Annotated in this window: 27 protein-coding genes; 14 read left to right on the top strand and 13 right to left on the bottom strand. The window is 64.8% G+C overall.

The features are described 5' to 3' along the window. Window positions 1–162: 162 nt before the first annotated feature. Window positions 163–837 carry an alpha/beta hydrolase gene (locus CJZ78_RS09635; protein ID WP_094561087.1) on the top strand — a complete coding sequence of 225 codons (675 nt, stop codon included), beginning with the start codon at window positions 163–165 and terminating at the stop codon, window positions 835–837. Between the two features lie 29 nt (window positions 838–866). Here CJZ78_RS09635 and CJZ78_RS09640 read toward each other — a convergent pair whose 3' ends face one another. Further along, window positions 867–3,146 (bottom strand): AAA family ATPase, encoded by a 2,280-nt coding sequence (locus CJZ78_RS09640; RefSeq protein ID WP_094561089.1) that lies wholly within the window; start codon window positions 3,144–3,146, stop codon window positions 867–869. 71 nt (window positions 3,147–3,217) lie between these two features. Between CJZ78_RS09640 and CJZ78_RS09645 the strand changes: the two genes are divergently transcribed. The 3 genes from CJZ78_RS09645 to CJZ78_RS09655 are packed head-to-tail and all read left to right on the top strand — an operon-like array spanning window position 3,218 to window position 8,834. Next, the gene (locus tag CJZ78_RS09645; RefSeq protein WP_094561091.1) at window positions 3,218–4,366 is read left to right on the top strand and encodes an efflux RND transporter periplasmic adaptor subunit; all 1,149 of its coding nucleotides are present in this window, start codon (window positions 3,218–3,220) and stop codon (window positions 4,364–4,366) included. Between the two features lie 52 nt (window positions 4,367–4,418). Beyond that, complete coding sequence (locus tag CJZ78_RS09650) at window positions 4,419–5,555, top strand: efflux RND transporter periplasmic adaptor subunit (RefSeq protein ID WP_094561093.1); 1,137 nt, start codon at window positions 4,419–4,421, stop codon at window positions 5,553–5,555. Between the two features lie 9 nt (window positions 5,556–5,564). Further along, entirely contained in the window at window positions 5,565–8,834 is a 3,270-nt protein-coding gene (locus tag CJZ78_RS09655) for an efflux RND transporter permease subunit (RefSeq protein WP_094561095.1), read from the top strand. Window position 8,835: 1 nt separating this feature from the next. On the opposite strand, the gene CJZ78_RS09660 is transcribed toward CJZ78_RS09655, so the two are convergent. Continuing rightward, window positions 8,836–10,491 (bottom strand): alpha-D-glucose phosphate-specific phosphoglucomutase, encoded by a 1,656-nt coding sequence (locus CJZ78_RS09660; RefSeq protein ID WP_094561097.1) that lies wholly within the window; start codon window positions 10,489–10,491, stop codon window positions 8,836–8,838. A gap of 132 nt (window positions 10,492–10,623) precedes the next feature. Here CJZ78_RS09660 and CJZ78_RS09665 point away from each other — a divergent pair, with 132 nt between their 5' ends. Continuing rightward, window positions 10,624–10,842 (top strand): hypothetical protein, encoded by a 219-nt coding sequence (locus CJZ78_RS09665; RefSeq protein WP_094561099.1) that lies wholly within the window; start codon window positions 10,624–10,626, stop codon window positions 10,840–10,842. A 28-nt stretch (window positions 10,843–10,870) separates the two neighbouring features. On the opposite strand, the gene CJZ78_RS09670 is transcribed toward CJZ78_RS09665, so the two are convergent. From CJZ78_RS09670 to CJZ78_RS09705, 8 genes are all read right to left on the bottom strand, one after another. Beyond that, entirely contained in the window at window positions 10,871–11,323 is a 453-nt protein-coding gene (locus CJZ78_RS09670; RefSeq protein ID WP_094561101.1) for a hypothetical protein, read from the bottom strand. A gap of 22 nt (window positions 11,324–11,345) precedes the next feature. Then, the gene (locus tag CJZ78_RS09675; RefSeq protein WP_094561103.1) at window positions 11,346–12,617 is read right to left on the bottom strand and encodes an FAD-dependent monooxygenase; all 1,272 of its coding nucleotides are present in this window, start codon (window positions 12,615–12,617) and stop codon (window positions 11,346–11,348) included. Between the two features lie 8 nt (window positions 12,618–12,625). Then, a complete protein-coding gene (locus CJZ78_RS09680) occupies window positions 12,626–12,868 on the bottom strand; it encodes a hypothetical protein (protein ID WP_094561105.1) in 243 nt (80 codons plus the stop codon). A 68-nt stretch (window positions 12,869–12,936) separates the two neighbouring features. Continuing rightward, entirely contained in the window at window positions 12,937–14,253 is a 1,317-nt protein-coding gene (locus CJZ78_RS09685; RefSeq protein WP_233128651.1) for a phosphatidylserine/phosphatidylglycerophosphate/cardiolipin synthase family protein, read from the bottom strand. Between the two features lie 142 nt (window positions 14,254–14,395). Continuing rightward, window positions 14,396–14,557, bottom strand: coding sequence for a hypothetical protein (locus CJZ78_RS09690; protein ID WP_315859744.1), 162 nt, complete (start codon window positions 14,555–14,557; stop codon window positions 14,396–14,398). A gap of 29 nt (window positions 14,558–14,586) precedes the next feature. Next, complete coding sequence (locus CJZ78_RS09695; protein WP_094561112.1) at window positions 14,587–15,657, bottom strand: DUF4912 domain-containing protein; 1,071 nt, start codon at window positions 15,655–15,657, stop codon at window positions 14,587–14,589. 164 nt (window positions 15,658–15,821) lie between these two features. Beyond that, the gene (locus tag CJZ78_RS09700) at window positions 15,822–16,583 is read right to left on the bottom strand and encodes a phycobilisome rod-core linker polypeptide (protein ID WP_094561114.1); all 762 of its coding nucleotides are present in this window, start codon (window positions 16,581–16,583) and stop codon (window positions 15,822–15,824) included. A 91-nt stretch (window positions 16,584–16,674) separates the two neighbouring features. After that, window positions 16,675–17,292 (bottom strand): phycobiliprotein lyase, encoded by a 618-nt coding sequence (locus CJZ78_RS09705; protein WP_233128653.1) that lies wholly within the window; start codon window positions 17,290–17,292, stop codon window positions 16,675–16,677. Window positions 17,293–17,342: 50 nt separating this feature from the next. On the opposite strand from CJZ78_RS09705, the gene CJZ78_RS09710 reads away from it, so the two are divergent. Beyond that, window positions 17,343–18,224 (top strand): EamA family transporter, encoded by an 882-nt coding sequence (locus tag CJZ78_RS09710; protein ID WP_094561116.1) that lies wholly within the window; start codon window positions 17,343–17,345, stop codon window positions 18,222–18,224. Here CJZ78_RS09710 and CJZ78_RS09715 read toward each other — a convergent pair. Together CJZ78_RS09715 and sufR are read right to left on the bottom strand one after the other, a co-directional pair. Continuing rightward, window positions 18,221–18,634: a hypothetical protein gene (locus tag CJZ78_RS09715; RefSeq protein WP_233128655.1), complete on the bottom strand. Its 414-nt coding sequence runs from the start codon at window positions 18,632–18,634 to the stop codon at window positions 18,221–18,223. The genes CJZ78_RS09710 and CJZ78_RS09715 overlap by 4 nt on opposite strands. Further along, window positions 18,624–19,295, bottom strand: a complete 672-nt coding sequence (gene sufR, locus CJZ78_RS09720; protein WP_094561118.1) for an iron-sulfur cluster biosynthesis transcriptional regulator SufR — start codon at window positions 19,293–19,295, stop codon at window positions 18,624–18,626. The genes CJZ78_RS09715 and sufR overlap by 11 nt, the downstream gene beginning before the upstream one ends. 222 nt (window positions 19,296–19,517) lie before the next feature. On the opposite strand from sufR, the gene CJZ78_RS09725 reads away from it, so the two are divergent. The 5 genes from CJZ78_RS09725 (at window position 19,518) to CJZ78_RS09745 (ending at window position 24,614) form a co-directional block, all read left to right on the top strand. Next, window positions 19,518–19,871, top strand: a complete 354-nt coding sequence (locus CJZ78_RS09725) for a ferredoxin-thioredoxin reductase catalytic domain-containing protein (RefSeq protein WP_094561120.1) — start codon at window positions 19,518–19,520, stop codon at window positions 19,869–19,871. 15 nt (window positions 19,872–19,886) lie between these two features. After that, complete coding sequence (gene sufB, locus CJZ78_RS09730; RefSeq protein ID WP_094561122.1) at window positions 19,887–21,326, top strand: Fe-S cluster assembly protein SufB; 1,440 nt, start codon at window positions 19,887–19,889, stop codon at window positions 21,324–21,326. A gap of 77 nt (window positions 21,327–21,403) precedes the next feature. Further along, the gene (gene sufC / locus CJZ78_RS09735; protein WP_094561124.1) at window positions 21,404–22,207 is read left to right on the top strand and encodes a Fe-S cluster assembly ATPase SufC; all 804 of its coding nucleotides are present in this window, start codon (window positions 21,404–21,406) and stop codon (window positions 22,205–22,207) included. After that, window positions 22,207–23,319 (top strand): SufD family Fe-S cluster assembly protein, encoded by a 1,113-nt coding sequence (locus tag CJZ78_RS09740; protein WP_094561126.1) that lies wholly within the window; start codon window positions 22,207–22,209, stop codon window positions 23,317–23,319. Before sufC ends, CJZ78_RS09740 begins: the two co-directional genes overlap by 1 nt. Next, the gene (locus CJZ78_RS09745) at window positions 23,316–24,614 is read left to right on the top strand and encodes a SufS family cysteine desulfurase (RefSeq protein WP_094561128.1); all 1,299 of its coding nucleotides are present in this window, start codon (window positions 23,316–23,318) and stop codon (window positions 24,612–24,614) included. The genes CJZ78_RS09740 and CJZ78_RS09745 overlap by 4 nt, the downstream gene beginning before the upstream one ends. Here the strand turns inward: CJZ78_RS09745 and CJZ78_RS09750 are convergent, their stop codons facing one another. Further along, the gene (locus tag CJZ78_RS09750) at window positions 24,615–25,316 is read right to left on the bottom strand and encodes a class I SAM-dependent methyltransferase (RefSeq protein ID WP_094561130.1); all 702 of its coding nucleotides are present in this window, start codon (window positions 25,314–25,316) and stop codon (window positions 24,615–24,617) included. Window positions 25,317–25,351: 35 nt separating this feature from the next. On the opposite strand from CJZ78_RS09750, the gene CJZ78_RS09755 reads away from it, so the two are divergent. The 3 genes from CJZ78_RS09755 (at window position 25,352) to CJZ78_RS09765 (ending at window position 26,652) form a co-directional block, all read left to right on the top strand. After that, window positions 25,352–25,894 carry a DUF1543 domain-containing protein gene (locus tag CJZ78_RS09755; RefSeq protein WP_094561131.1) on the top strand — a complete coding sequence of 181 codons (543 nt, stop codon included), beginning with the start codon at window positions 25,352–25,354 and terminating at the stop codon, window positions 25,892–25,894. Window positions 25,895–25,985: 91 nt separating this feature from the next. Next, window positions 25,986–26,276, top strand: a complete 291-nt coding sequence (locus CJZ78_RS09760) for a nucleotidyltransferase domain-containing protein (RefSeq protein ID WP_233128656.1) — start codon at window positions 25,986–25,988, stop codon at window positions 26,274–26,276. Then, on the top strand, window positions 26,269–26,652 hold the full coding sequence (locus CJZ78_RS09765) for a HEPN domain-containing protein (protein ID WP_094561135.1): 384 nt from the start codon (window positions 26,269–26,271) through the stop codon (window positions 26,650–26,652). Before CJZ78_RS09760 ends, CJZ78_RS09765 begins: the two co-directional genes overlap by 8 nt. Window positions 26,653–26,850: the final 198 nt, after the last annotated feature.

Raw genomic sequence — 26,850 nt, forward strand, 5'->3', positions numbered from 1 at the left:
AAACCTCGCTGGCCCATGGAAAGCATGTAATCTTGGAGCCTTAGTATAATTCAAATTCGGTCGCTATCAAGCGGTCTTGCGATTTTTCAAGGTGCCCTTGCATCTTTTGTGACGTGCGGCATGGCGTGGCTACGTTCGGAATGAACTAATCCCACGACTCTCGTGATCAAGCGTTTGCTGGCCGGCCTTTTTGTGGGTACGGCCCTCTCGGCGGTGGCCCTGCCAGCGTCCGCCGCTGTTGACAACAATCTTCCGGTTCGTTGGAACGCTGGTGGTGCCGTGTGGTCCACCAACCAGGATGCCTTTAATACGTTCCTCGACTCTGGTGAGATCATCGATCGGGGTCTGGAGGGTGGCCTGAATCGCTCCGGCTGGACCGCTGAAGAGGTGCGCGAGGGCATGAACAAGTCGTACAACGTCGACTTCATTGGTGTCTCCCGCTTCCTCTACTCGGACGCCGGTGTGAAGTTCCTCAAGAATCAGACCACCAGCTACTTCCCCTACTGGAGCATGAACACCTACGCGGTGCAGGCTCTGCGTTCCGCGATCATGGCGGATGTCCGTGACGGTCAGATCTCCTCGGCCGGCATCATGAATGCCCTGCCCACCGATATGCGCCTGGCCGACTTCTGCAACACCTATACCGGTGCCCAGAACGTCTGTGCTGAGGGCCGTTGCCAGGGTGATGCCCAGTGCACCTCCCTGCTGTCCTGGTATGTGTTCCTGCCTGCATGCCTCCAGGCCAACCAGATGGCCGATCCCGTTGCTGAAGTGCGGATAACCCCCGCTCCCGTGCAGCAGCAGGTCGAGTCAGAAGCCATCCGCGGACTCTGGTGATCCGACGGTCGCCAGCGGCGACCGATCCCTTAGCTGCCCCGGCCTTGCCGGGGCTTTTTTGATGCTTGCTTCGGCCTGGCTTCTCTGGGGTGTGCGGCGATCAGCAGGGTGTGCTCCACGCTTTGGGGGAGTTGTTGGCCGAGATAACGGCTAAACCCTTCCCGCAGGATCTGTACCGCATCGGCTGCAAGCGGGGTGCCGCGGAGGGCTGCCAACTGCTCCAGGTAGGCGCTGCCAGGGGCCAGCCAGCGCTCGATCAGCGCCGATGAAACCTCGAGATGGAGGGCTTCCGGCCAGCGTTGCTCCTGCACGCTCCACCCTTGGGCGCTCAGGCTGCAATGGGCCAGTTGTCCGCAGTGGTGTTGCTGCTGGAGCTGTTGGTGCTCCAGTTCGCAGAGCTCCTTAAGGAGTAGCTGCAGGGACATATCGGTCTTCCCCATCAGGGCTAGTAGCCCTGCGGCAGGCCCCTGCTGGGGGCTACTGAACAGCAGCCGCCATTGGCCCTTCTGCCCCAGCCTGGTGCCAACTTCGCCAATCCAGGTGTCCACCTGCTCGGCATTCAGGCCACGCCAGGGTTGCCTGGCGACCACCCAGTCGAAGCGGTCGCCGGCCCCGGGTTCGAGTAGGGCGCCAAGGGCAGCGGGGCGGTCGCGGGGCACCACCAGGAGCTGGGGTTGGCGTAGGCAATCGAGCATCTGCAGTTGGGCTTTCAACCGATCCAGGTCAGAGGTCTCCACCACGGTCACGACCACACCGCCTTCGGGGGTGGCGGCCATGGGGTCGAGGGCCCAAAGCAACGACCGCGCTTCCAGCACCAGCACCCGGTCGTGACGTCGCCAGGTCACCCCCTCCCAAAAACGTCGCCTCAAGGTGTCGAGCCGTTCCCCCTCGGCGGCGGCCTGGCGTTGCAGCCAGCGCTCCAGCTGGGGATCCTCCGGGCTGCTGCTCAGTACGTCGCCCTGGTCGGCGGCCAGTTCGGCCGCGGCAGCCAGTTGGGCGGCCCGCCTTTGCTGCAGCCGTTCTCGCCGTTGGCCCTCCCAACCCAGGTTGCCGGGTTGCCAGAAGACCTCTCCCTGGAGTGAGTTGGGTAGGTATTGCTGGGCGACCCAGTGCTCGGCGTAGGCATGGGGGTAGCGGTAACCCACCCCATCGCCGAAGGCCTGGCCATCGCGATGGGCATCCCGCAGGTGGGACGGCACCTGTTGCCGGTTGGTTTCCCGCACGCTCTTAAGTGCGTCGAAGAAGCCCAGCACACTGTTGCTTTTTTCCGCTCCAGCCAGGTAGAGGGCCGCCTGGGCAAGGGGGTAGAGCCCCTCGGGCAGGCCCACCCGTTCGAAGGCCGCCGCACAGGCTTCCACCACCACCACCGCCTGGGGATCGGCCAGGCCGATGTCTTCGCCGGCGGCGATCAGCATGCGTCTGAAGATGAAGCGGGGGTTCTCGCCGGCTTCCACCATCCGGGCCAGCCAGAACAGGGCCGCATCCGCGTCGGAGCCCCGCAGCGACTTGATGAAGGCACTGATCGTGTCGAAGTGGGCATCCCCCTGCTTGTCGTAGAGCACTGCCCGCTGCTGGATCGACTCCTCGGCGATCGTCAGGTCGATGACGATCTGGCTGTCGCCATTGGGCTGGGTGGTTTCCACCGCCAGCTCCAGGGCATTGAGCAGGCTGCGGGCATCGCCGCCGGCCACATCCACCAGGTGGTCGGCGGCCTCTTGGGTCACCCGGATCGACCGGTCGCCATAGCCCACTTCGGCGTCCCGCAGGGCCCGATCCAGGAGCTGGTGCAGGTGGGGTGGTTCCAGGGGTTGCAGCCGAAACAGCCGCGAACGGCTCACCAGGGCCTTGTTGACCTCGAAGTAGGGGTTTTCGGTGGTGGCGCCAATCAAGGTGAGCGTGCCGTTTTCCACCCAGGGCAGCAGAGCATCCTGCTGGGCGCTGTTGAAGCGGTGCACCTCATCAATGAACAGCGTGGTGCGCAGGCCGTGGCGGGCCAGGCGCTCCTTGGCACCGTCCACCTCAATTCTTAGATCCTTGACGCCGGCGAGCACGGCATTGAGGCTGCTGAAGTGGGCCCGGGTGCTGCCGGCGATGATCCGGGCCAGGGTGGTTTTGCCCACGCCGGGTGGGCCGTGCAGGATCAGGTTGCCGACCCGGTCGGCGGCGATGGCGCGGCGCAACAGGCGGCCGGGGCCCAGGATCGATTCCTGGCCCACGAAGTCGTCGAGACTCCGGGGGCGCAGCCTGTCGGCCAGGGGCGCCACCTTCTCCAGGGTGATGTCGCGTTGATGGCTGAACAGGTCGCTCAAGGGCGCTCACGGGGATTCGCGGCAACTCCCGCCGCCACCCATCATCGGCCCGCTGGCGATACGCTCCGGCCATGCGGTCTGCCTGCTCCATCGTGCGCTCTTCCGCCCTCGGGGCCGGGCTGGCGACTGCCCTATCAACTGCAGTGGCAGCCGGGTTATTGCTGGGCTGCCGCCAGGAGCCTGAATCGGCCCGGCGATTGCCTTTGGTGCAGAGCCAGCTGATCGAGCCGGCTGCGTTTCAGGCCAGTTTCGACACGGTGAGCACCCTCGAGGCAGCAGCCGAAGTGAATCTGGCGGCCCAGGCCGGAGGGCGGATCCAGCAGTTGCTGGTGCGCCAGGGCGATTCGGTGCGCCAGGGCCAGTTGCTGTTGGTGCTCGACCAGACCCAGCTGCGAGCGGAGGTGGCCAGCCTCCGCGCCCAGATGCAGACCAACCAGCTCAACTACCAGCGCTACCAGGAGCTCGCCCGCCAAGGTGCCGCCAGCGCCCTGCAACGGGATGAATTCCGGCAGGCTTACGTCGCCGCGCGGGAGGCGCTGGTGGCGCGGCAGGCGGATCTGGCTTTCAAAGACCTTCGGGCTCCGATCAGCGGCATTGTGGCCGATCTGCGCGTCAAGCAAGGCGACGTGATCCAGCCGGGGGTTCCCCTGACTCGCTTGATTCGCAACGATCGCCTGCTCGCCCGCATCGATGTGCCGGCCGTTTACGCCGGGCAGGTGCGGACGGGCCAGCGGGTGCTGCTGCTCGATCCCGCCAGCTCCCAGCCCCTGGCGGAGGGTCAGGTGAGCTCGGTAGATCCGGGGGTGACGGCCTCCACCCAGACGTTGCTGGTAAAAGCCGCGTTTGCCAATCCCCGCCGCAACCTGCGCAACGGCCAGCGCAGCCGCACCCGCTTGGTGCTCGACCGACGTGAGGAGCTGGCGCTGCCCTTCACGGCGGTGACCCAACTGGCGGGCCAGTCATTTGTTTATATGGTGGGAAGCCTGGCGGATCTGGAACGGCAACCTGGCAAGGCACCCATGGCAGAGCTGCGCAAACTGCCACCAGGCACCAGCTTTGCCCTGCAGACACCGGTGCAACTTGGCGATTTGCAGGACAATCGCTATCCCGTGCGGCGGGGCCTGCAGCCGGGTGATCGGGTGATCACGGCTGGCCTGCTCAACCTGCGCCACGGCGCTCCGGTGCAGCTGGCGGGGAACTCCGTCTCAAAAGCCCCATGAGGCAAGCAATTTCTGGATAGTCATTTAATTTGCGGGCTCATGCTCAAACTGTGTGGCCCGAGCGATTTCGGCGCTTTCTTTGGCGGGTCTGCTGCTGGTCGGGTGCGGAGCCAAGCCGGTGGCACGGCAGCCCCTGGTGGTGCAGACCGAAACCATTGCTGAGTCCAGCTTCAGCCCGTCGATCGAGGTGATCAGCCGGTTGGCATCCACCGCCGATGTGGCCCTGCGGCCCGAAGTGGATGGACGGGTCGTCAAGATCCTGGCAACCCAGGGGCAGCAGGTGAAGGCGGGCCAGCCCATCCTGGTGCTCGACAACGTGCAGCAATCGGCCAGCCTCGATGCCAGCAAGGCCGAGGCCCGTAAGGATCTCGTCAACGCCGAGCGCTACATCTTTCTGAACCAGCAGGGGGCAGTGTCCACCAAGGAACGCGATTTTTACGTCACCCAGGCGATTCAGGCCCGCGACCAGGCGCGAGCCAAGGCGGCTGATCTCGGCTACAAGTATGTAACCGCCCCGATCAGTGGGGAGATCGGCGATCTCGACACCGTCAAGCTCGGGGATTACGTGCGCCAAGGCCAGGCGATCACCGGCATCGTTGACAACCGGGATCTCTGGACCCTGATGGATGTGCCCGCGACCCAGGCTTCCCGGGTGAAGCTGGGCCAGTCTGTGCAGCTCCAGTCCCAGGGGAATCCGCCCGTCACCAACACCGGCAAGGTGGTTTTCATCTCTCCCTATTACGGCGTCAGTGGCACTGACTCATCGCCGAACACCGTGCTGGTGAAGGCGTCCTTCCCCAATCTCACCGGCAAGCTCAAGACCGGTCAGTTTGTGCGCAACCGAATCATCACCGGCAGCAGCCGTCAGCTCTCGGTGCCGGTGCAGGCCGTGATGATGCAGGCCCAGCAGCCGTTTGTTTACCGCGTCTTCCGCCTAAGCCAAGTGCTGGCCAAGATTCGGGCGTCCACCGAGATCCCAGACGCCCAGAAGCAGAAGCTGGAAGCCCTGCCTCCAGACACGCCGATTGTGGTTCAGACCCCTGTGCAGCTGGGGATGCTGGAGGGCAATCGCTACCCGTTGCTCTCGGGCCTGACCGCCGGTGATCGGGTGGTGGTAAGCAACACCGCATTGTTGCGTTCCGGCATGCCGGTGCAGTTGGCTGGTTCTGGTCAGAAGGGTGTGAACTGAGGACCACCCATGTCACTCTCCGATAAGTTCATCAAGCGGCCGGTTCTGACCACCGTCTGCAGCATTCTGATCGTGTTGATGGGGATCATTGCGATCCCAAGCCTGCCGATTGAAAACCTGCCCAATATCGCGCCGCCGCTGATTCAGGTGACGGCAAATTACGGCGGGGCTAACTCGTTGGTGACCGAACAGGCCGTTACGAATCCGCTGGAACAGCAGATCAATGGTGTGCCTGGTGCGGCTTACATTTCTTCAACCAGCTCCAACACCGGTCAGAGCATTATTCAGGTTTATTTCGACGAAGACACCGATATCAATATTGACCAGGTGAACGTGCAGAACCGCGTTTCTCTGGCCATGCCCCAGTTGCCGCAGCAGGTGTCGGCCACGGGTGTGTCGGTGATGCAAAACACTCCCTCGATCTTGCTGGCCTATCAGGTCACTTCGACCCAGGGCCAATTTGATGCGGCCTACATCAACGGCCTCATCTACGAGGAGCTCTATTACCAGCTTGAGCGGGTTCCGGGTGTGGCTCAGGTGAACCTGCTGGGCGGCAGCAATCCCGCCTTTTGGCTGTTCGTCGACCCCAGCAAGCTCACCGCGAATCAGCTGACGGCAGACCAGATCGTCAATGCTGTGAAGAGCCAAAACAGCATCGCCATCGGTGGTCTGGTGGGTGGTCCACCGGCTGGAGGCGACCAGCTGTTTGCCTATCCGATTCTGGTGGCCGACAACGGCAACCTGATGTCAGTTGAGCAGCTCAACGATTTGATCGTGGGCAAGTCTCCCCAGGGCAATCTGCTGCGGCTTCGGGATGTGGGCCAGGCTACCTATGGCTTCAACACCTTTGCCCAGCAGGCGGTCAGTTTCGATGGTTACCCATCGATCACCGTTGCGGTGTTCCAAACCCCTGAGAGCAACGCTCTCGATGTGTCGGAAGCCGTCGTGGCTGTGATCAACCAGTTCTCCCAGGCGGTGCCCCCCGGCGTCACTGTGACGCAGATCTACAACATCGGACAGTTCATCGAATCGGCCGTGGAGGGCGTCACCGATGCTTTGGGTCTGGCGATTGTGCTGGTGCTGGTGATCCTGTTTCTGTTTCTTCAGAACTGGCGCGCCACGGTGGTTCCCAGCCTGGCGATTCCGATCTCCCTGATCGGCACCTTTGCCTTTATCAAGGCGTTCGGCTTTTCGATCAACCAGCTCACCCTGCTGGGTTTGGTGCTCGCCACGGGTCTGGTGGTGGATGACGCGATTGTGGTGATTGAGGCCGTCTCCAAAAATCTTGAGCGCGGCATAAGCCCACGCAAGGCGGCGATGGAGTGTATGGGTGAGCTGATCGGCGCCCTGATTGCCACATCGTTGGTGCTAATGGCGGTGTTTGTGCCCGTGGCGTTCTACCCAGGTGGCATCGGCATCATCTACAAGCAGTTTGCGCTCACAATCGCTTTCTCAATCGCCATTTCCACGTTTAACGCCCTGACTTTTTCGCCGATGATGTCGGCTCTGCTTCTTAAATCCGAGCAACCCCCAAAGCCGAAGGGCTGGGGTTGGACGGTTGGCGGTGTGGTGGTGGGTCTGGCGTTCGGCAGATTCAGTGCGGCGTCCTTCGGAGTTGGCTCCTATCTGTTTGGTGTGGTGGTGTTCGGCCTGGCCGGCAGCCGACTCGCCCTGATTTTCGATCGCTTCAACCAATTTTTTGCCTGGCTGCAGACCAGCTATGCCCGGCTGCTTGAGGTGCTGATCCGTAAGCGCAAATTCGTGCTGGCTGGCCTTGCTGGTGGCATCGTGCTCACGGTTTTGGCCTTTTCAGCCCTGCCATCGGCCTTTATTCCTGAGGAAGATCAGGGCTACGGCTTGGGCATTTACCAACTCCAGAATGGAGCCTCCCTGAGCCAAACTCAGCAGACCGGCCTAGAGATTGCCAAGGTGCTCAAGGCTGAGCCAGACATTGTGGCTGCTGCGGTGGTGAGCGGTTATGGCTTCAATGGCTCCAGCCCCGATCAAGGGGTGTTTTTCTTCGGACTGAAGCCTCTTGAGGAGCGCAGTGGTGCTGATCAGAAGGCCCCCGCCATTGTGGATCGCCTCAATACCAAGCTCTCGAAGATCAGCAGCGGGCTTGTGGTGGCGGCTCAGCCGCCCGCCATTCCTGGCTTTTCGGCCCAGGGTGGTTTCTACTTCCAGTTCAATGATCTGAGCAATGGGGCGTACAGCTTCAACCAGCTCGATGGTCTGGCCCAGCAGCTGGTGGCAGCGGGGACGGCTTCGGATCAGTTCTCCAGTCTGTATACCCAGTTCATCCCAAGTGCTCCGGCCTTCGGTTTGAAGATCGATCGCTCGATCATGGGGGCTTTGAACATCGACTTCCAGCAGGCGATGCAGACGATTGCCGTGCTAGCCGGTGGTAATTACTCGGGCCTCACCTATGAAAATGGACAGGTGCGCAACATCTATGTTCAGTCAGAGGCGTCTGGGCGCAGCACCCTGGAGGATGTGCTCAGTTACTACGTGCGCAACCGTGACAACAAGTTGGTGCAGGTGAGTGAGTTTGCCTCGTCGGAGCTCACCAGTGCACCTCCGGTGATCAGCCACTACAACCTCTATCGCACCGTGCTTGTGCAGGGTGCTGAGGGGATCGGCAAAAGTTCAGGCCAGGCTTTGGCGGCGATTCAGCAGATCTTTAAGCAGCTGGAATTCAACAACATTGGCTATGCCTTCACCGGCCTGGCTTCGCTGCAGCTCTCGGCCGGCAGCGCCAGCATCCTGGTATTCGGCCTGGGCATCCTGATCGTCTACCTGGTGCTCTCGGCCCAGTACGAGAGTTACGTCACGCCCGTGATCATTCTGATGACGGTGCCTCTCGCCATGCTGGGGGCGCTGGTGTTTCTGGCGATTCGATCGATCGATCTGAACATCTATGCCCAGGTGGGGTTAGTCACCCTGATCGGCCTGGCCGCCAAGAACGGCATCCTGATCGTGGAGGTGGCTGAGCAGCACATGGAAGTGGGTATGGCTGCCACCGAGGCGGCCATGGCTGCAGCCGAATCGCGCATGCGGCCGATCCTGATGACTGCCATCGCCTCCCTGGCCGGCTTCCTGCCCCTGGTTGTAGCTACCACTGCCGGTGCCAATAGTCAGCAGTCGCTCGGCACGGTGATCTTCGGAGGCCTGCTGGTGGCGACGGTGTTGTCCCTCGGCGTCGTGCCACCGTTCTATGTGGTGATTAAAAACCTCGAGGCCCGCTGGTTCCCCGAGGCCAAGCAGGAGACGACCGCCTGACTCAGGTAATGACCGTGGGTTTCTCCATGCCCGTACGGGTGCGGATTTCGGCCAGCTGGTCGATGGCTGTAATCAGGTCGCCCAGGGCAACTTGGGGGTCTTGGTTGAGGTTGCCGCCGGCCGCCACGTAGCTCTCCAGATACACCCGCAGGGTCGCCCCCTGGGTGCCGGTGCCGGAGAGGCGCAACACCACCCGGCTGCCGTCGTCGAGCAGCAGGCGCAGCCCCTGGCCGCTGGTGAGCGAACCATCCACCGGGTCGGTATAGGCGAAGTCATCGGCGGTGGCGACGCTGCGGCCGGCGAAGGCCTGGCCCACTAACGAGGGCTGCATGGTCTTCACCCGCTCGTAGAGGCCTTGGGCGGCATCGCTGGGGATCGCCTCGTAGTCGTGGCGGGAGTAGTAATGCCGGCCGAAACGATTCCAATGCTCCGCCATGATCCGGCTCACCGGCTCCCGCCGTTTGGCCAGAATCTGCAGCCAGAACAGCACGGCCCAGAGGCCGTCCTTTTCGCGGATGTGGTTGCTGCCGGTGCCGAAGCTCTCTTCGCCGCAGAGGGTGATGCGGCCCGCATCGAGCAGGTTGCCGAAGAATTTCCACCCCGTGGGCGTTTCGAAGCAGGCCAGGCCCAGCTCCTTGGCCACCACATCGGCGGCGGCACTGGTGGGCATCGAGCGGGCGACCCCGGCCAGGCCATCGGCGTAGCCGGGAGCGAGGGTGGCGTTGGCGGTCAGCACCGCCAGGCTGTCGCTGGGGTTCACGAAGCAGCGACTGCCCAGAATCATGTTCCGGTCGCCGTCGCCATCGCAGGCGGCGCCGAAGCGGTAGGCGTCGCTGCCCATCAGCAGCTCTGCCAGGTCGTGAGCGTAGGTGAGGTTGGGATCGGGGTGGCCGCCGCCGAAGTCTTCCAGGGGGATGCCGTTGCGCACGGTGCCCGCGGGCGCCCCCAGGGCCCCTTCCAAGATGCGGCTGGCATAGGGGCCTGTTACCGCGTGCATGGCGTCGAAGGCGATCGGAAAGTCGCCCCGCAGTAGATCGCCGATCGCATCGAAATCGAACAGCTTCTGCATCAACGCCACGTAGTCGTCGACGCCGTCGATCACCTCAACCTGCAGGTTGCCGATGTGGCAGCGGCCAGGCGCCGAGAGGTCGGGATCGCTGCCGCCCTCACAGATCCGGTAGCCATCCAGCTTCAGGGTGGCGGCGTAGATCGCATCGGTGATGGATTCCGGTGTGGGGCCTCCATTGGCGCCGTTGATCTTGACGCCGAAATCGCCATCCGGGCCGCCGGGGTTGTGGCTGGCCGAGAGGATCACGCCACCCACGGCACCGTGCTGGCGGATCAGGTGGGAGGCGGCGGGGGTGGAGAGGATGCCACCGGTGGTGGTGATCAGCCGTGCCACGCCGTGGGCCGCAGCCATGCGGGCAATCACGGTGATTGCCTCGCGGTTGCCGTAGCGCCCATCGCCGCCCACCACGAGCGTGCCGCCGGCCACTCCGGGCAGCACCTGCAGACTCGCCTCGATGAAGCTCTCGAGGTAGTGGGGTGTCTGGAACTGCCGGCTGCTCTTGCGCAGCCCCGAGGTGCCGGGCTTCTGGTCGCTGAAGGGTTGGGATAGGGGAATGTGCCGGATGCTCACAGGATTGCTGCTGGTCATCGGCTGATCCACCGGGGCTTTGGGGGCACCAAATTAGCCCTGGTTTGCGGCCGCCCAGAACGGGCTAGCGTCCGAAACAAGCCGGGGATTGCACGCGAAGCTTGCCGAGTGGCGCTGGGACGCCAGGCAGGAATGGCCGTCGCTCAGCGCCGCGGCACGGAATCCTGTCAGCGCGGCAAGCTCAACAACGCCTTGCTGGGTCTCTCGGCGAGCTGCGAGGCCACCGGTCAGGGCAGCGGTTTGTGTGCTCTGGCCGATCAGGCGGTGGTGCAGACGGGCTGGTCGCTGGCGTTCATGGACAGCACCGCTTACCAGGTGCTGCAACTGATTCAGGCCCCAAAGGGGCGTTGAGCGCCAGCAGGGGTGGGCGCTGTCAGGCTCAGAAGCCTGGGATCAGGCCGAATCCCTTTTTCTCCTGGGGCTTGGCCTCGGTTTTGCTGGGGGCCACGGTGCGGGTTTGCTGCTTGCAGAAGGGCAGCAGATCCTGGCCGGCGCGATTGAGGGCTTCGCGGCGCTCGAAGCTGTTGGCGGCGGCGGGCTGGGCTCGTTGGCGAATGGTCCAGATCGCGTCTTTGCAGCTTGCCCCGAGGCGGGGATGGTCCATCAGCGGATCGGCCATGGTGCGCGCCTTGGTGCAGCTCTCGGCGGTGTTCTCCCGGCCGCAGGCGAACGTGTGGAGCTGCAGCTCCCGCAGCTGATCCATGGAGGGATAGGGCGGATCTTTAGGCGCTGCTTGCAGGGGGGAAGCCAGCAGACCCATCAGGCCGAGCGCCAAGCCAGCGCTTAGGGCGGAGCCGCCCCTCAGGGCAGGATTGATCCAGGAGGGAGCCATGGTTCTGTCGGGTTGGCTCCCATCATGGCGACCCCGGCAGCACAGACAGTCCCTGGCGCAGCGGTTGCTGCTGATGGCTCCAGTGGGCGGCGATCGCCGGCCCCACCAGAGGAGCCGCCAGGGCCAGGCCGCGACGCAGCCAGCTCTGGCGGCGCAGCTGGTCTCCTCGGGCCGCTTCGGCGGCCTGGAGGGCCTGCAGCGTGGTGATTTCCGGCCGTCGCTCGGCTTCGATCGCGGCGAGCGCCGCATCCAGGCCGGTGATGGCTGTGGTTTTGGCTCCAGGGGCACCGTGCTGTGGCTGTTGTGGTGCTGGCGCGGGCCGCAAGAGCGGCTGCAACAGGGGCAACAGCCGGGCGCTGGCCACCCAGGCGTCCCGCAAGGCCATGTTGATCCCCTGGGCTCGCACCGGACTCATCGGATGGGCCGCATCGCCCAGCAGCAGCAGGCCGGGTGCCCACCAGCGCTCTGCCAGTCCTACCTGCACTGCCAGCCGGCTGGGTTCGCCCAGGCCGGCTCGCCACTGCCGTAGCCAGGCCGCCAGCTCCGGTGGGCTCAGCGGAGCCATCCGCTCGATCCAGTCGTCTGGGGAGCATGCAGGCACCCGCTCGCCCTTGTTGAGCAGCCAGCCCAGCTGCACCCCTCTGCCAGCGCTGTCGAAGGCGCTGAACACCCCCTCCGGCCCCACCAGGGTGGTGAAGCTGCCTTGCAGCGGTGAAGGAGAAGGGCAGGCCAGTTGGAACCAGAGCAGATCGATGGAGTTGACTCCTTCCACCAGCACCAGTCCAGCCTTCTGCCGCAGCAGCGAGGCCCGGCCGTCGCAGGCCACCACCAACTCGGACTCCAGATGCCGCCCGTTGCGCAGCCGCACTCCGGCCACCCGCCCTTGGCTCCAGAGCAGATCAGACACCGGCTGCCCCCGCTCCAGCACAAATGATGGGCAGGATTGCGCCTGCCCCAGCAGGGCCTCCAGCAGGGCGGGCTGGTTCACCAGGGTGCAGGGCCGCTGGGGATCGCCGCTGAGGGGTTCGTGGGCGTGGAACAGCTCCCGGCCATTGACCACAAAGCGCCAGCCCTGCAGGGGCCTGTGGGGCACAGCCGCCAGCAGGTGGCTCAGCCCCATGGCAGCCAGGGCCTCCAGGCCCGAGGGCATCAACGCTTCGCCGCGAAACTGGCGCGCCAGGCTGGAGCTGGCTTCCACCAGGGTGACGGCGACGCCGGAACGGGCCAGCAGCAGGGCCAGGCTGGCCCCGGCTGGACCAGCTCCAACGACCAGGACCCTGGGGCCAGAGTTCAACGGGTCACTCAAACGAAGGAGTTGTAGTTGCGGGTGCCGCCGCTGACCGGATCCACATGCCCCATCAGCTGGCTCTTCTTGGCCAACAGGTAATTCACCAGCTCCTGCTGGACCGCCAGCAGCTCCTTGGTGCAACCCCGGAACGCGGCACGGTGGCGGATCTCGTCGTGGCGGGTGTGGAGGTCGCGCAGCATCAGCTGGATCGCATCCAGGGTGGCGGAGGTGGTGCGGGAGGCCTGCAGCGAATCCATGGCCTTGGGGCGGATACAGGTCTTCAGCGTAGGAGCCCTGGCCCAGCTCAGCAGTCGCCGATCAGGGTTCAGGTGCGCTGCACCCCACTGCCACAGCGGTTGCGTTGCCGCTCCTGTTTCCGCGCCAGTCGCTCGGTGATGCCCAGCTCGGCGCCTTTCCAGAGCCGGTTGATCTCGGCGCTGAAGTGGGCCGCTAGCAGGGGGGAGTCAAACACCAGCAGGGTTTCGTCGTTCCGGTGAGCGGCGCTGGGGCTCCAGTTGAAGGAGCCGGTGATCACGGTGCGGTTGTCGATCACGGCCAGCTTGTGGTGGAGTTTGTCGCCGCTGGCCAGCCGCGGCGTGCCAACCGTCTCGAGGGGGCGTTGCCAGGGGCGGTTGGCGGCCTCCAAGCCGCAGCGGTGGTCGGGCAACTGGGTGCCGAGCAGATCCAGCACTTCGCTGAAGGAGCGGTTGGCGAAGCCGGGATCGGCCAGCAGCCGGATGGTCACCCCCCGCTCCTGCAGCTTGGCCATGGCATTGGCCAGGCTCTGCTCTGAGAACACGAACAGGGCCATGTCGAGCTGCTTGTGGGTGCCGGCGAGCAGCTCCTCCAGCAGCAGCAGGCCCTGGTGGGGATCGCGGCGGCGATGGGGTGCAAACAGCACCGTCACCGGCGTTTGACCCACGTGCACCTGCTGGGCGGCTCCGCCGCCCTTGCCCAGCCCAAAGCGGCTGTTGGGTAAACCCCCTGGGCCGTCGCCCCACATCCGCTCGAATTCGCTCACAAAGGTATGGGCTAGCTCGCGGCTGTGGAGCCGCATCAGGTGGTTGACGTTGCCGCGGGTGCGATCAGCTCCCGGGTCGCCGTGGATGCAGGAGGGGGTGAAATTGGCCGAGCCGGTCACGACCACCGCCCGGTCCACCACCATGAACTTGTGGTGCATCAGGCCGCTGCCGGCGCTGCCGTCGGCGGTGTCGTCGATCAGGGGCACCCCGGCCCGCTGCAGGATCGCCACCGCATCCCCCCAGCCGAGGGCCTTGAGCTGCTCGTGGCGGCTGCGCTGGTGCGGGGTCAGATCGGCAGGGTGCTGCTGGCTCCAGGGGGTGCTGTAGGTGTTTTCCAGCACCACCTTCACCGTCAGTCCATCGCGGTGGCGCGCTGCCAGGGCTTCGGCCACCTTCGGCAGCGACAGCTCCTGCACCGCCACCAGGATTTCCCTTTTGGCGCCTCGGATGCTGGCCAGCACAAAGGCTTCGAGATCGTCCCCCTGGCGCCACTGGCCACTGATCGGGCTGCGGTAGCGGCTGGTTTCGTTGTGGTTGAAGACCAGCTCGATGCCCTCGGGCAGGGGCCTTTGTGGGGTCGGCTGCCCCAGCAGCTGGGCTTCGGCGCTGCAGCTGGCCACGGCTAGACCCAGGGCACCGACCCAGGCGAGCGGGTGCCTCAGGGGGTTGCGGTGACGAGCGGTATGGGTGATGGCGACCTGCTGCGGCTGCCTTCAGTCTTCCCACCGACTGTCCAATGGTTGGTTGAGGCTGGGCTACTGGTCAGTGGTGGCCAGGCATCTCGGCCGTGCGCAGCATTAGCACAAACCAGGCGGTGCCGATCAGCACGGCGCTGAGCATGGCGGCCGGAAGGCCCACGCGCATCAACACCACGGGCACGATCAGCGGAAAGGCCAGGGCCCCAGCGAGTGGGGTGAGGGCCACGGTTGCTCGTTTGAGAGATCCAGCGCGTTTCAGAACCATTCGCTGATGGCCTTGTCGGCAGGGTTGCTGTTGTCTTCCGGGGTGGAGCGGTTGAATTCGAGGGTGATGTTGCGCTTCTGCTCGCCGTCTGCGGCCACCGCCTCGATCGGATAGAGCTGTTGACCATCGCGGAACGGCACCTGCACGCGGAAGGTGCCATCGGCGGAGAGCGGCACGTCTTCGCTGCCGATGGTGAGGCGCGCGGCTGGATCGGTGGCGCCGTAGACGATCAGCTCGGCATCGGCCACCAGCCAGAAAGAACGTTGCCGTGAGGCCACCCCGCCGATGCCGGATTCGTTGCGACCGCTAGCCCAGATTCCGGCCCCAGAGGCGTTCAGTTCGCTGGTGTCGAGACCGGCTTGTTCGAGTTCGTGGAAGGCCTCGGAACCGCGGCCAAGGCGCCGCCAACGGGCCGTTGCTGTTTGGTAGAGGCGCTCATGCAGACCGGCGTCAGCCGGTTCCATGGGTGTGGGCAGGGTGGCCGGAGCGGTGTCGAGCGAGAAGGGCACAAACTGGTCGAGGATCTGCTCACTGGGGTGCAGGGCCGGAACCCGGGCCACCGACGAGAAGGCCAGCGAGATCCAGCCGCCGCCGGAGCCTTTGCGGTAGCCCAGTTCCACCCGGTAGTCGCGATCGCTCAGGGGCACCGGCATATACCATTCGGTGGCATGGCTATCCACCACCACCTCCTGCAGGGTGTGGGGGTGGGCAGAGCCTCCCGCCAGTCCGGTGACATCGGCCACCCGCAGGCACAGCTGGGACGCCCCGGCGGCCAGCGCTTCGCCCCGATCAGCTTCAGAGATCTCCCAGAACACGTAGGCCCACTGGGGATCCCGGGGCAGGAACACCACGCTTGTGCTGGACGCCGAAGGGCGTGGTGCCGGAGGCAACTCCGCTTCGATCGCCTTGAGAGTGCGGGGGCTGTCGTCCTGTCGCCAGTTGATGGCCGCCAGCAACTCATCCTTCGACTTGCGGCTGTACAAGCTCACCCCAAGATCGCTGGCCACCTGCCGAAGCTGCCGCAGGGTCATGCGTGCCAACGAAGTAAGGGCTTGGGTCACGGCGATAGATTTCTTTTGGGATCAGCGTGGTCAACTCTCCCATTGCCGGTTGTTTTTGCCTTGAGCCGTCAGTGGATGCTGACGGCTGGTGCATCAGGGCCAGCGTTTGACGGGCACAAAAAAGGCGGCCCGTAGGCCGCCCCTTGATGGATTGGTTGCTGAGCTCAACGTCCAATGCTGCGGTAGGGCACCTTGGCCAAGTAGTCCATGCTGGTGTTGCTAGATGCACCGCCTTGGCTGCGCATGGCAGGCAGATTGCGCACCCAGGGGAGGTAGTCCTCTGGGAAGCCCCCACGGCGCTGACGGGAGCGAGCGGGGATCGTTTTGGCGGTGCCGGTGTACACAACTTGGGGGAAGCCCAAGATGCCCCGGTAATAGGCCTCGTATCGCGGAGTGGTGATGTTGAAGGGGGTTTCGCCCAGATCCCTGGAGCCCACCACGCGGTTGCGGTGGAAGGGAACGGTGTCGTAACCGAAGGCGTCCAGGTATTCCTGGCCGTTGAGGATGTCGTCAACCATGCCCTTGACCCCGCGGGTCATCAGCACAGCCGCCCAGGCGATCTCCTCAGACCTGCCGTGGGTGGGGCGACCCAGAAGCTTTTCCACCAGGTGGCGCACCACCCGATAGTTGCTGTTCAGGTTGTAGAAGCTGCGGGTGAAGGTGTCTGAGAGACACAGGGAGCGAATGAAATCCCGCACACTCATTTGGCCGTTGCGCAGCTGGCTCTCCAATGTCAGGTTGCGGTCGACCTTGAAGGCATAAAAGAAAATCTGTCGATAACACGACTCAATGAGCAGATTTAGGTCTTTGGGATCCATAGCCCTGTCCATGGACATGGATTTGGGGTCCTCATCCGAACCCACCCGCAGCGGGTTAACCCGCGAGTTTTGGGTAGTGGGCGCGTATTTCAGGAGGGGCAGGGCCACACAACTTCATCATCCGTCGTTCCTGATCGTAGAAGTGCAGCCGCGGCCGGGTTCGGCTGGCCGAGACAGGGCTCACAGTCCGTAACGTTCGTCACCATCCCAGGGGAGACAGGGGCTGCTCGGAGACGGGCTCTTGGGCAGGGGTTTTGGCCCCAGGCTCCGGGCTGTCTAGCAGCCGTGTCTCGACGCAGAAGGACGCCGTATTGGAGAGGCCCTCCACCGTGCTGGTGCGCAGACGCACATTGGGGCCGGCAAAGCTGAATCGCTCCAGGCTGGCCATGGTTTCGTAGCCGGTGGTGAGCAGTAGACCGTCGCGCTCGTCCATGGCGAAATGACCTGCCACGGGGGCGGTTTCGGCGTAACCACGGTCGCGCAGCAGCAGACCGGACCGGCCGAGCTCATCGGTGGGGATCAAGCCGAAAACGCTTTCCCCCTCGTGGGCTTCTCCTGCCTTATCCCACGCCATTGAGGCGTTCCAGGTCACCCGGCAGCCCCCAACGAGGCCAGCGAGATTTTCGCCGTGGAGCTCGGCGATGGCGATCAGGCGGGGGTCGGTTGCGGCGATTTCCACCACCTCAATGAAGGAGCCTCCCGCCTCAGCTCGCCGGTGCAGCAGGTGGTGGCTGCTGCGCTGGGAGCGCCAGCGGCCGCAGCTCAGCCGGAAAAAGCTGAGGGCATCGGCGATCGAGGCGGGGCGGATGTCGTCCACGGGGGTGCAGTGGCTGTGGCGATGATCGCAAGGCGTGGTGGGGAGCGGCGGTGGCGATCGGTGTGGCTGCTGCCCTGGCCGCCGCCCTCTGCTGGACCCTGGCCAGTGGTTTGTGGCGTCGGCTGCCGACGTCGCTGGGTCCGGCCGAGCTGAATCTGCTCAAAAACCTGATTGCCCTGGCGCTGCAGCTGCCGCTGCTGCTGGGGAGCGCCCAGGCCCTGCCGCTTGGGCCCACCGGCCTGCTTCTGCTCAGCGGGGTGCTGGGCATTGCCCTGGGGGACAGCTTCTACTTCGCCGCCTTGCGACGGCTCGGCACCCGCCGCACCCTCACCTTTGATGCCGGCGGGCCGGCGGTGACGGCCGCGGCCGGTTGCCTGCTGCTGGCCGAGTGGCCTGGGCCGCGCCAGTGGCTGGGGATTGCCCTGATCAGCCTGGCGGTGGTGGTGGTGGCCCGGCAGCGGCCGATGGCCGAGGCGGGGGGTGGTCTGGAGGCTCACCAGCGCCTGGGGGTGGTGCTGGCTCTGGCGGCCCTGTTGTGTGGCGGTGCTGGTGCCCTGTTGGCCCGTGCCGCCCTGCGCACATCGGGCCTCGATCCCTGGCATGCCGCCACCCTGCGGCTGCTGGCCGCCACGCTGGTGCTGCTGCCCCTGTTGGGCAGGCTGATGACCCATCTGCGCCGGCCTCGACCCAGGCCGCCGGGCCGGCGTTGGCTCCTGGTGCTGGCGGCCACCCTGCTGGGCACCAGTGCGGGCATCGGTCTGCAGCAGCTGGCCCTGGCCCGACTTCCCGGCGGGCTGGCCGTGGCCCTGCTGGCCACCGCCCCGGTAATGGCGGTGCTCCTGGCGCCCCTGGAGGGGGATCGCCCCGGGGCACCAGGGGTGCTGGCCGCCCTGCTGGCGGTGCTGGGTGTGGTGCTGGTGGCGCTGCCCTAGCCCCGGCTGGTCTCGCCCTGGCCCAGGCGTCGATCGGCCTGGCGTGTGGCCCAGGTGCTCAGGTCAGCCAGCTCCAGGGCCAGCGGCGCCCGGCCCAGCGTGCCGGCGACGTGCTCCAGTTGACCGCCCGTTGCCACCAGTTGCTCAACCAAGGCCGCCTGGAATGCGGCGTCGTCGGCGATTGGGGGTTGTTGCCGCACCCAGGCGCCGATAGCTGCACGATCCGGCAGGGGGCCGGGCTCAAGGGATGCTGCCGTTGAACGGGAGATGGCCTGCAGCGTGCGCAGGCCATGGGCCAGGAGCCTGAGGTGGTGACGCTCGAGTGCCGGCAGCAGGGTGGCCTCTAGCTCCGCCAGTTCGGCCAGGGTCAGCGGGCTGTTGGCGGCAGGCCCGTCCGGCTCAGGCGTCACGGCCCTGAATGAGGCGGAAGCCGCAGGAGTGGCCCTTTTCCAGGCGCCATTGGACCCGCTCCACCTGGCAATCGGGAAAGGTGTGGCGGATCAGTTGCAGCTCTTGATCGCAAACGCAGGGGAACTGCTCGGCAATGCGCATCACCGAGCAGTGGAATTCGCTGACCACCCAGGCCTGGTCGTCGTCGGGATCCTGGGCGCATTCGGCCATGTATCCCGCCTGACGGCGCAGTTCCACCAGCCGCTCGAGCCGTTGTTGCAGCTCCCCTTCGCCGATTTGGCCCCGATACACGCCCGCTTGCTGGAGAGCCTGCTGATTGAGGAGCTCCTGCAGGGTTTCGGAGGACAGGCTGCCGGCCAACGACTGCAGCAGGCCAAGGGCGAAGTGATCGCTGCCATCGGGAAAGTGCCCCTGTCCCTTGGCCGTAAGGCGCCAGCGATTGCTGGGTCGACCGGGACCCTCGGAAGCCGGACTGGCTTCCACAAAACCTTCATCTTCCAGGCTGCGCAGATGGCGGCGCATCACCTGAACTGACACCGACTGGTGTTCAGCCAATTCGCTGGCGGTCGCCTCGCCCTGCCGCAACAACAGGCCGAACACCGCTTCCCGGGTGGACGCCGGGTCGGCATGTTGGCGGGAGATCTGGGGTGTGGCGCTCATGGCCGACGCCGAACTTCATCACGATGCCACGCCTGGCCGGCGGTTGGGGGTCGGCCCGGCACAATGAGGTTTCTGGTCGAGCCCCAAGGCCCATCGCTGGTGCTCTAAGCTCGATAGGAAACGAAACCAAAAAGTTTCGTAACTGGGATTCCGTGATCCTGGCCGTTGCACTGCGCGGTCCTGTTCCTTCCAGTGCGATCTGACCATCACCCCCTCCGAGCCATGTCCGACGCCGCGGCCAGCCCGACCTCCGACAGCCTCGAGGTGATTGGGAAGTTTGCCGAAACTTACGCCCAGCGCACGGGCACCTATTTCTGCAGCGATCCCGGTGTCACCGCGGTCGTGCTGGCAGGCCTCGCCAAGCACAAGGACGAGCTCGGTGGGGCTCTCTGCCCCTGCCGTCACTACGAAGACAAAGAAGCCGAGGTCTCCCAGGCCTTTTGGAACTGCCCCTGTGTGCCGATGCGGGAGCGCAAGGAGTGCCACTGCATGCTGTTTCTCACAGAAGACAATCCGTTCCGCGGTGAGCAGCAGACGATTTCTCTTGACGACGTGAAAGCCCTTACTGCCGGCTGATTCGGCTGAATTGCCATGAGTACCGCAACCGTTGGCGATCTTGTTTCGCAGCCGTATAAACACGGCTTCGTGACAGACATTGAAACTGAAAAGATCGCCAAGGGCCTCAGTGAGGACGTGGTGCGGCTGATCTCGTCGAAAAAAGACGAGCCTGATTTTCTGCTGCAATTTCGGCTGCGGGCCTATCGCCAGTGGCTGCAGACGGCCGAGCCCGATTGGGCGGCTTTGGGATATCCGCCGATTGACTATCAGAATATCATCTATTACGCGGCTCCCAAGCAACAGGAGAAAAAGGCAAGCCTCGATGAGGTGGATCCCAAACTGCTGGAAACCTTCGATAAGCTCGGGATCCCACTGAGCGAGCAGAAGCGTCTCTCCAACGTGGCTGTTGACGCGGTGTTCGATAGCGTCTCGATCGCCACCACCTACAAGGAGAAGCTGGCGGAGCATGGGGTGATCTTTTGCTCCATCAGCGAAGCTGTGAAGGAGCATCCTGAGCTGATCGAGGCCTATCTGGGTACGGTAGTGCCCAGCAATGACAACTACTTTGCGGCCCTCAATTCCGCTGTCTTCAGTGATGGGTCCTTCGTGTTTATTCCGAAGGGCGTCGAGTGCCCGATGGAGCTTTCAACCTATTTCCGCATCAACTCCGCTGACACGGGTCAGTTTGAGCGTACATTGATCGTGGCTGAAGAGGGGGCCTCGGTGAGCTACCTCGAAGGTTGCACCGCTCCCATGTTTGATACCAATCAGCTCCATGCCGCCGTGGTGGAGTTGGTGGTACTGGATGATGCTTCTATCAAGTATTCGACCGTGCAGAACTGGTATGCCGGTGATGAAAATGGTGTGGGTGGTATCTACAACTTCGTGACCAAGCGTGGTCAGTGCCGCGGTGCGCGCAGCCGCATCAGCTGGACCCAGGTGGAAACGGGTTCAGCCATTACCTGGAAGTATCCCAGCTGTGTACTGCAGGGTGCTGATTCGGTGGGCGAGTTTTATTCCGTCGCCCTCACCAACAATCATCAGCAGGCGGATACCGGCACCAAAATGATTCATGTGGGGCCCCGCACCCGCTCCACGATCGTGAGCAAGGGAATCAGCGCTGGCCACTCCTCCAACAGCTATCGCGGCTTGGTGCAGATTGGCCCAAAGGCTCTGGGAGCGAAGAATTACAGTCAGTGCGACTCGATGCTGATCGGCGATCAGGCGGCCGCCAACACCTACCCCTACATCCGCTCCCAGCAACCCGATGCGGTGGTTGAGCATGAGGCCAGCACCTGCCGCATCTCCGCCGATCAGCTTTTCTATCTCCAAAGCCGGGGGATCGGCTTTGAAGAAGCGGTTTCGATGATGGTGAGCGGCTTCTGCCGCGATGTGTTCAATCAGCTGCCGATGGAGTTTGCCGCCGAAGCCGACAAGTTGCTGGCTCTCAAACTCGAGGGATCGGTGGGGTGACTAGCCAGAATCCCCTAATTTGTTCCATTAGCTGTTTTTGAGTCCGCTTCCGATCTTTTCCATTTGATTTTTCTGCTGTGATTCGCCCCGACGCCCCACTGTTGCTGGACATTTGCGATCTCCACGCTTCTGTGGAGGATCAACCCATCCTCAAGGGGGTCAATCTGTCGATTCGGGCTGGTGAAATTCATGCCGTGATGGGGCGCAACGGCAGTGGCAAGAGCACCCTGTCTAAGGTGCTGGCCGGCCATCCCGCCTACACCGTCACGGCTGGATCGGTGAATTACCGCGGGGCCGATCTGCTCGAGCTGGATCCCGAGCAGCGGGCCCGGATCGGTCTGTTCCTGGGGTTTCAGTATCCGGTGGAGATTCCTGGAGTCAGCAATCTGGAATTTCTGCGGGTGGCCACCAATTCCCGCCGCGCCGAGCGGGGTGATGAGGAGCTCGATACCTTCGCCTTTGAGGACCTGGTGCACGAGCGGCTCAAGGTGGTGCAGATGGATCCGGCCTTCCTCGGGCGCAGTGTCAACGAAGGCTTTTCTGGCGGCGAGAAGAAGCGCAACGAGATCCTGCAAATGGCCCTGTTGGAGCCCCTGGTGGCCATCCTCGATGAGACCGATTCCGGTCTCGACATCGACGCGCTGCGCATCGTTGCCGATGGTGTCAACCAACTGGCCGGACCCGAAAACGCCACCCTGCTGATCACCCACTACCAAAGGCTTCTGGATCTGATCACCCCCGACTACGTGCATGTGATGGCTGCTGGCCGGATCCTGCGCACGGGTGGCAAGGAGCTGGCGCTGGAGTTGGAGCGCACCGGGTACGACTGGGTGGACCTGGAACTCGCCCGCCTGGAGCCCGAGACGGTGGAGGTGGCCTGATGCCTGCCGTTGCACTACCGGCAACCGCTGAGTGGTTGGCCGCATTGGCCGGTTCACCGCTGCCGGGTCGCCGCCATGAGGATTGGCGCTTCACCGATCTGGCGCCGCTGCAAAGCGTGGCTCCAGAGCCCTGGACTGGCCCGGATCCCTTTGCCCTTGCTGCGCTCCCCGATGGGATCACTCGTCTCGAGCCCTCTGAAGCGCAGCAGCTGCGCAGCCAGGTGCTGCAAGCCACCGGCAGCTCAGCTGCTTGGCCGGTGCAACTCAATCAGGGCGCTTCGCCCCGTTGCCTGGCGTTGCGGGTGAGCGGGGCGGCGGGGCCGTTGCAACTCAGCATCGATGCCGGAACTGCTCCGGGCCTGTTGGCCCTGCAACTGCTGCTGATCCTGGAGGACGGGGCCAGCCTGGAGCTGCTGCAACACCACAGCTCCAATGCTGCCAATGCCACCAGCCAGCTGACCGTGGCCCAACTCGGCCATGGCGCCCGGCTGCATCTGGGGGTGCTGGCCCCGGGCGATTGCCGCGCCAGCTTGCTCAGTCATCTGGCCATCAGCCAGGCTCCTGCCAGTGCCCTGCAGCTCACCACGGCCGTGGGCGGTTGGGCCCTGAGCCGCCTGGAGCCTCGCATCTGTCAGGTGGCAGGGGCAGCCCACACCCGTCTGCGGGCCCTGCAGCTGGTGGACGGCCAAGACCTGGCGGACACCCACAGCCACGTGCGATTTGAGGGTCCCGATGGCGAGCTCGACCAGCTCCACAAGGTGGTGGCCGATGGGGCTGGACGCAGCGTGTTCAATGGCGCTGTCCAGGTGCCCCGCAAGGCCCAGCAGACCAACGCCGCCCAGCTCAGCCGCACCCTGCTGCTCTCGGATCGGGCCCGGGTGGACACCAAGCCCGAGCTGGAAATCGTTGCCGACGACGTGAAGTGCGCCCACGGTGCCACCGTGAGCCGGCTGCAGCAGAACGAGCTTTTCTATCTGCAGAGCCGTGGCATCGGCGCCGATCAGGCCTCCAAACTGCTGCTGCGGGGCTACTGCGAGGAGGTGCTGCGGGAGCTGCCGGCGGCTGCGGCGGCCCTGAATCCCCTGCAGCTGCTGCTTCGGGAGCGTCCATGACCATGACCGCCTCCCCGGTGCAATCCGACCTGCACCCGTCCAACCCATCTGCCGGCAACCTCGCGGCCCTCACCCGGCTCGACTTTCCCCTGCTGGCGCAAACGGCCTGCCTGGGCCAGCCGCTGATCTACCTGGATCACGCCGCCACCAGCCAGAAGCCCCGTCAGGTGCTGGCAGCCCTGCAGCACTACTACGACCACGACAACGCCAACGTGCACCGCGGCGCCCACCAGCTCAGCGCCCGGGCCACCGAGGGCTTCGAGGGTGCCCGCGCCAAGGCGGCCGCGTTTGTGGGGGCGGCCAGCCCGCGGGAGATCGTGTTCACCCGCAACGCCAGTGAGGCGATCAACCTGGTGGCCCGAAGCTGGGGTGAGGCCAACCTCGGCCCCGGTGATGAGGTGCTGCTCACGGTGATGGAGCACCACTCCAACCTGGTGCCCTGGCAGCTGCTGGCGGCGCGCACCGGCTGCGTGCTCCGTCACGCGGGGCTTACTGCGAGCGGCGAGCTGGATCTGGAGGATCTGCGCCGCCAGATCACCGAGCGCACCAAGTTGGTGAGCCTGGTGCAGGTGAGCAACACCCTCGGCTGCATCAACCCGATCGAGGAGATCGTCGCCCTGGCCCATGCCGCCGGCGCCCTGGTGCTGGTGGATGCCTGCCAGAGCCTGCCCCACCTGCCGGTGAATGTGGCCCAGCTGGGCTGCGATTTTCTGGTGGCCAGCTCCCACAAGCTCTGCGGCCCCACGGGCATGGGGTTCCTCTGGGCCCGGGAGGCGTTGCTCGAGGGGATGCCGCCCTTCCTGGGCGGCGGCGAGATGATCCAAGACGTGTATCTCGATCACAGCAGCTGGGCGGAGCTGCCCCACAAGTTTGAGGCGGGCACGCCGGCCATCGGTGAAGCGATCGGCATGGGCGCCGCCCTCGACTACCTCAACGGCCTGGGCTTGGCGCGCATCCACGCCTGGGAGCAGGTGCTCACCCGCCAGCTGTTCGATCGGCTGCGGGCGATCGAGGGGGTGCGGATCCTGGGTCCTTCGCCGGAGCAGCAGCCTGATCGCGGCGCACTGGCGGCCTTCACCGTCGATGGGCTGCACGCCAACGACATCGCCGCCCTGTTGGACTCGGCCGGGATCTGCATTCGCAGTGGTCACCACTGCACCCAGCCCCTGCACCGGCTCTACGGCATCCCCGGCTCGGCTCGCGCCAGCCTCAGCTTCACCACTACCCCCGAGGAGATCGACCGTTTCGCCGAGGAGCTCGAAGGCACGATCGCCTTTCTGCGCGAGCACAGCTAATTAGAGCGGCGTCAGCACCGCCAGGGCTTCGGCCCGGTGCTGGCCCTGCCAGGCCCACTGCCACTGCCAGCCTGTCTCCTGGGCCACCGTTTCGATGGCGCCCCGCTCGGCCGGGATGTCGAAGCTGCTGAGGTGCTCGATTACCTGGCTCTGCTGCTCCGCGGTTAGCGCCGCCCAGCCCTGTCGGATCCGCGCGCTGTAGCGCTGCTGGTAGGCCTCCAGGGTTTCGCCCGGCTCGCGGAACACATCAGCCCAGAGCAGCAGCCCATCGGCGGCGATGCGCTGGCGTGCCCCCTGCAGAAACGTGGTCTTCTCGGCGTCGCTGAGGTGATGGATGGCAAAGGCCGAATGAAGGATGTCGACTGGAGGAGCCTCCGATTGGCTCCAGGCCAGCAGGTTGCCCTCCTGCCAGGCGCAGGGATAGGGCATGGGGCCCAGGGCCGTCTCGGCCAGGGGCAGCACGGCGGCGGTGAGATCCAGGCCGGTGTAGCCGCCCAGGGGCAGGCGCCTGAGCACGGGCGCCAGCTGGGCCAGATCGCCGCAGCCCAGATCCACCATCGCCGGCGGGGGCGCAGCGACGGGACGCTGGGCCAGCCAGCCCTCGAGGGCGTTGGCTGTGGCGTGCGCCACGGCCCGGTGCTCCATCAGGTCATGGCTCACCACCGCCCGGTAGGTGGCCCACTGCTGCGAAAAGAAGTCCATGGCGCCATCCTGATCGAGCCCCGGGCCCGAGATGGATGGCGAATAACCCGGTGATCCCGCAGCTGTGGATGGTGGTGTTGGGCGGCCGCGCGCCTGGCTGCCACATCGAGCTCCACGACGTGCGCTTTGTGGCAGGGGCCACGATTGAGGCGGCGATGCCGGAGCTGCGGCGGCAGTGGTTCGGGAGGCGTGAGGGCCTGCACCTCGATGCGTATCTGGCGGTGCGGGCGGTGGATGGCTGGGCGGTGCGTCTGGGGCGCGAGCCGCCCGCGCCCCGGCTCGAGCGGCTCTGGTTTGTGAACCTGGGCGCCTACCGCCCCGATTGCCTCGCCGAGCTGCACCACTTCGGCCTGGTGGTGGCCCGTTCGCTCCAGGCGGCCAAGGCGGCGGCCAAGCGGCAATGGCTGCGGGGCGCGCTGCAGCAGCACAAGGACGATCTGGCCGCGGTGGACGATTGCCTGGCGATCGAGCAGCTGGAGCTGCTGGGGGGTGAGCGCTGGCACGTGCAGCTGGAGCCCCACCCCGAGGGCCTCAGCCAGAGCCAGGTTCCGGATTGGTTTGGCTACCGGCCGATCTGAGTTGGCTGCAGCTGTCCTTTTGCCTCAGACTGTTCAGATGGCAGTCGGCACCGTCACATCGAGCGTGGATCCGCGGATTGCATCGATCGCTTTGGCCATTCGAGCTGAAATCCCCCAGGCGGAGGTGCGTCTGTTTGGCTCTCGGGCTCGTGGTCAGGCGCGCCCTGATTCCGATGCCGACCTGTTGATCACCGTGCCGGATGCCTGGTTGGCGCAGCACAATCGGCTGCAGGTGCTCGGTCGGTTGAGCCGGCAGCTCTCCAGCTATCGCCTGCCCCTCGATCTGTTGCTCTATTCCCAGAGTGAGGTGGAGGCCCGCCGCTCCTGTCACCAAGCGGTGAGCACGGTGGCTTGCCGCGAGGGAATTTTGCTGAATGGCTGACGCCGATGCCAGCCGCTACTGGCGCATCGCGCGGGCCGACCTGCAGGAGGCTCGGCGGATGCGGGAGCTTTCTGGATTCCGCAGTAGCAGCATTGGTTTTCTGCTCCAGCGGGCAGCGGAAAAGGCTTTGAAGGCCTGGATCCAAGCTGCTGGCGGAGTGGCTCCCTTCACCCACGATCTGGGTGCTCTGCTGAATCTTTTGCAGGAGTTGGGCGAGACACCGGCCGCTTACGAGGGGCTCACCGAGTTGAATTTCTTTGCGGTGCAGCTGCGCTACGACGATGAATTGGTGATTGAAGAGCTGGATTGGTCGGTGTGCTTTGCCCTGGTGGAGCGTCTTCTGGAGGAGATCAAGGGTCGCTGCTCCGTGTCCTGAGCCCCACCCCGAGGGTCTCAGTCAGAGCCAGGTGCCGGATTGGTTTGGCTATCAGCTGATTTGAGCGGGCGGTATGGGGGCGCCTGGGTGTGTGCAGCACGCTCTGGAAATCTGTACAAGTTGTACAGATTTCCAGAGGCTTCAACCTTGGATCGTGTTGGGCCGCCTGCGCTTCTCCAGGGATGATCAGATCACCTG

The sequence above is a fragment of the Synechococcus sp. 8F6 genome (genome assembly GCF_002252665.1).
Classification (GTDB): Bacteria; Cyanobacteriota; Cyanobacteriia; order PCC-6307; family Cyanobiaceae; genus Cyanobium_A.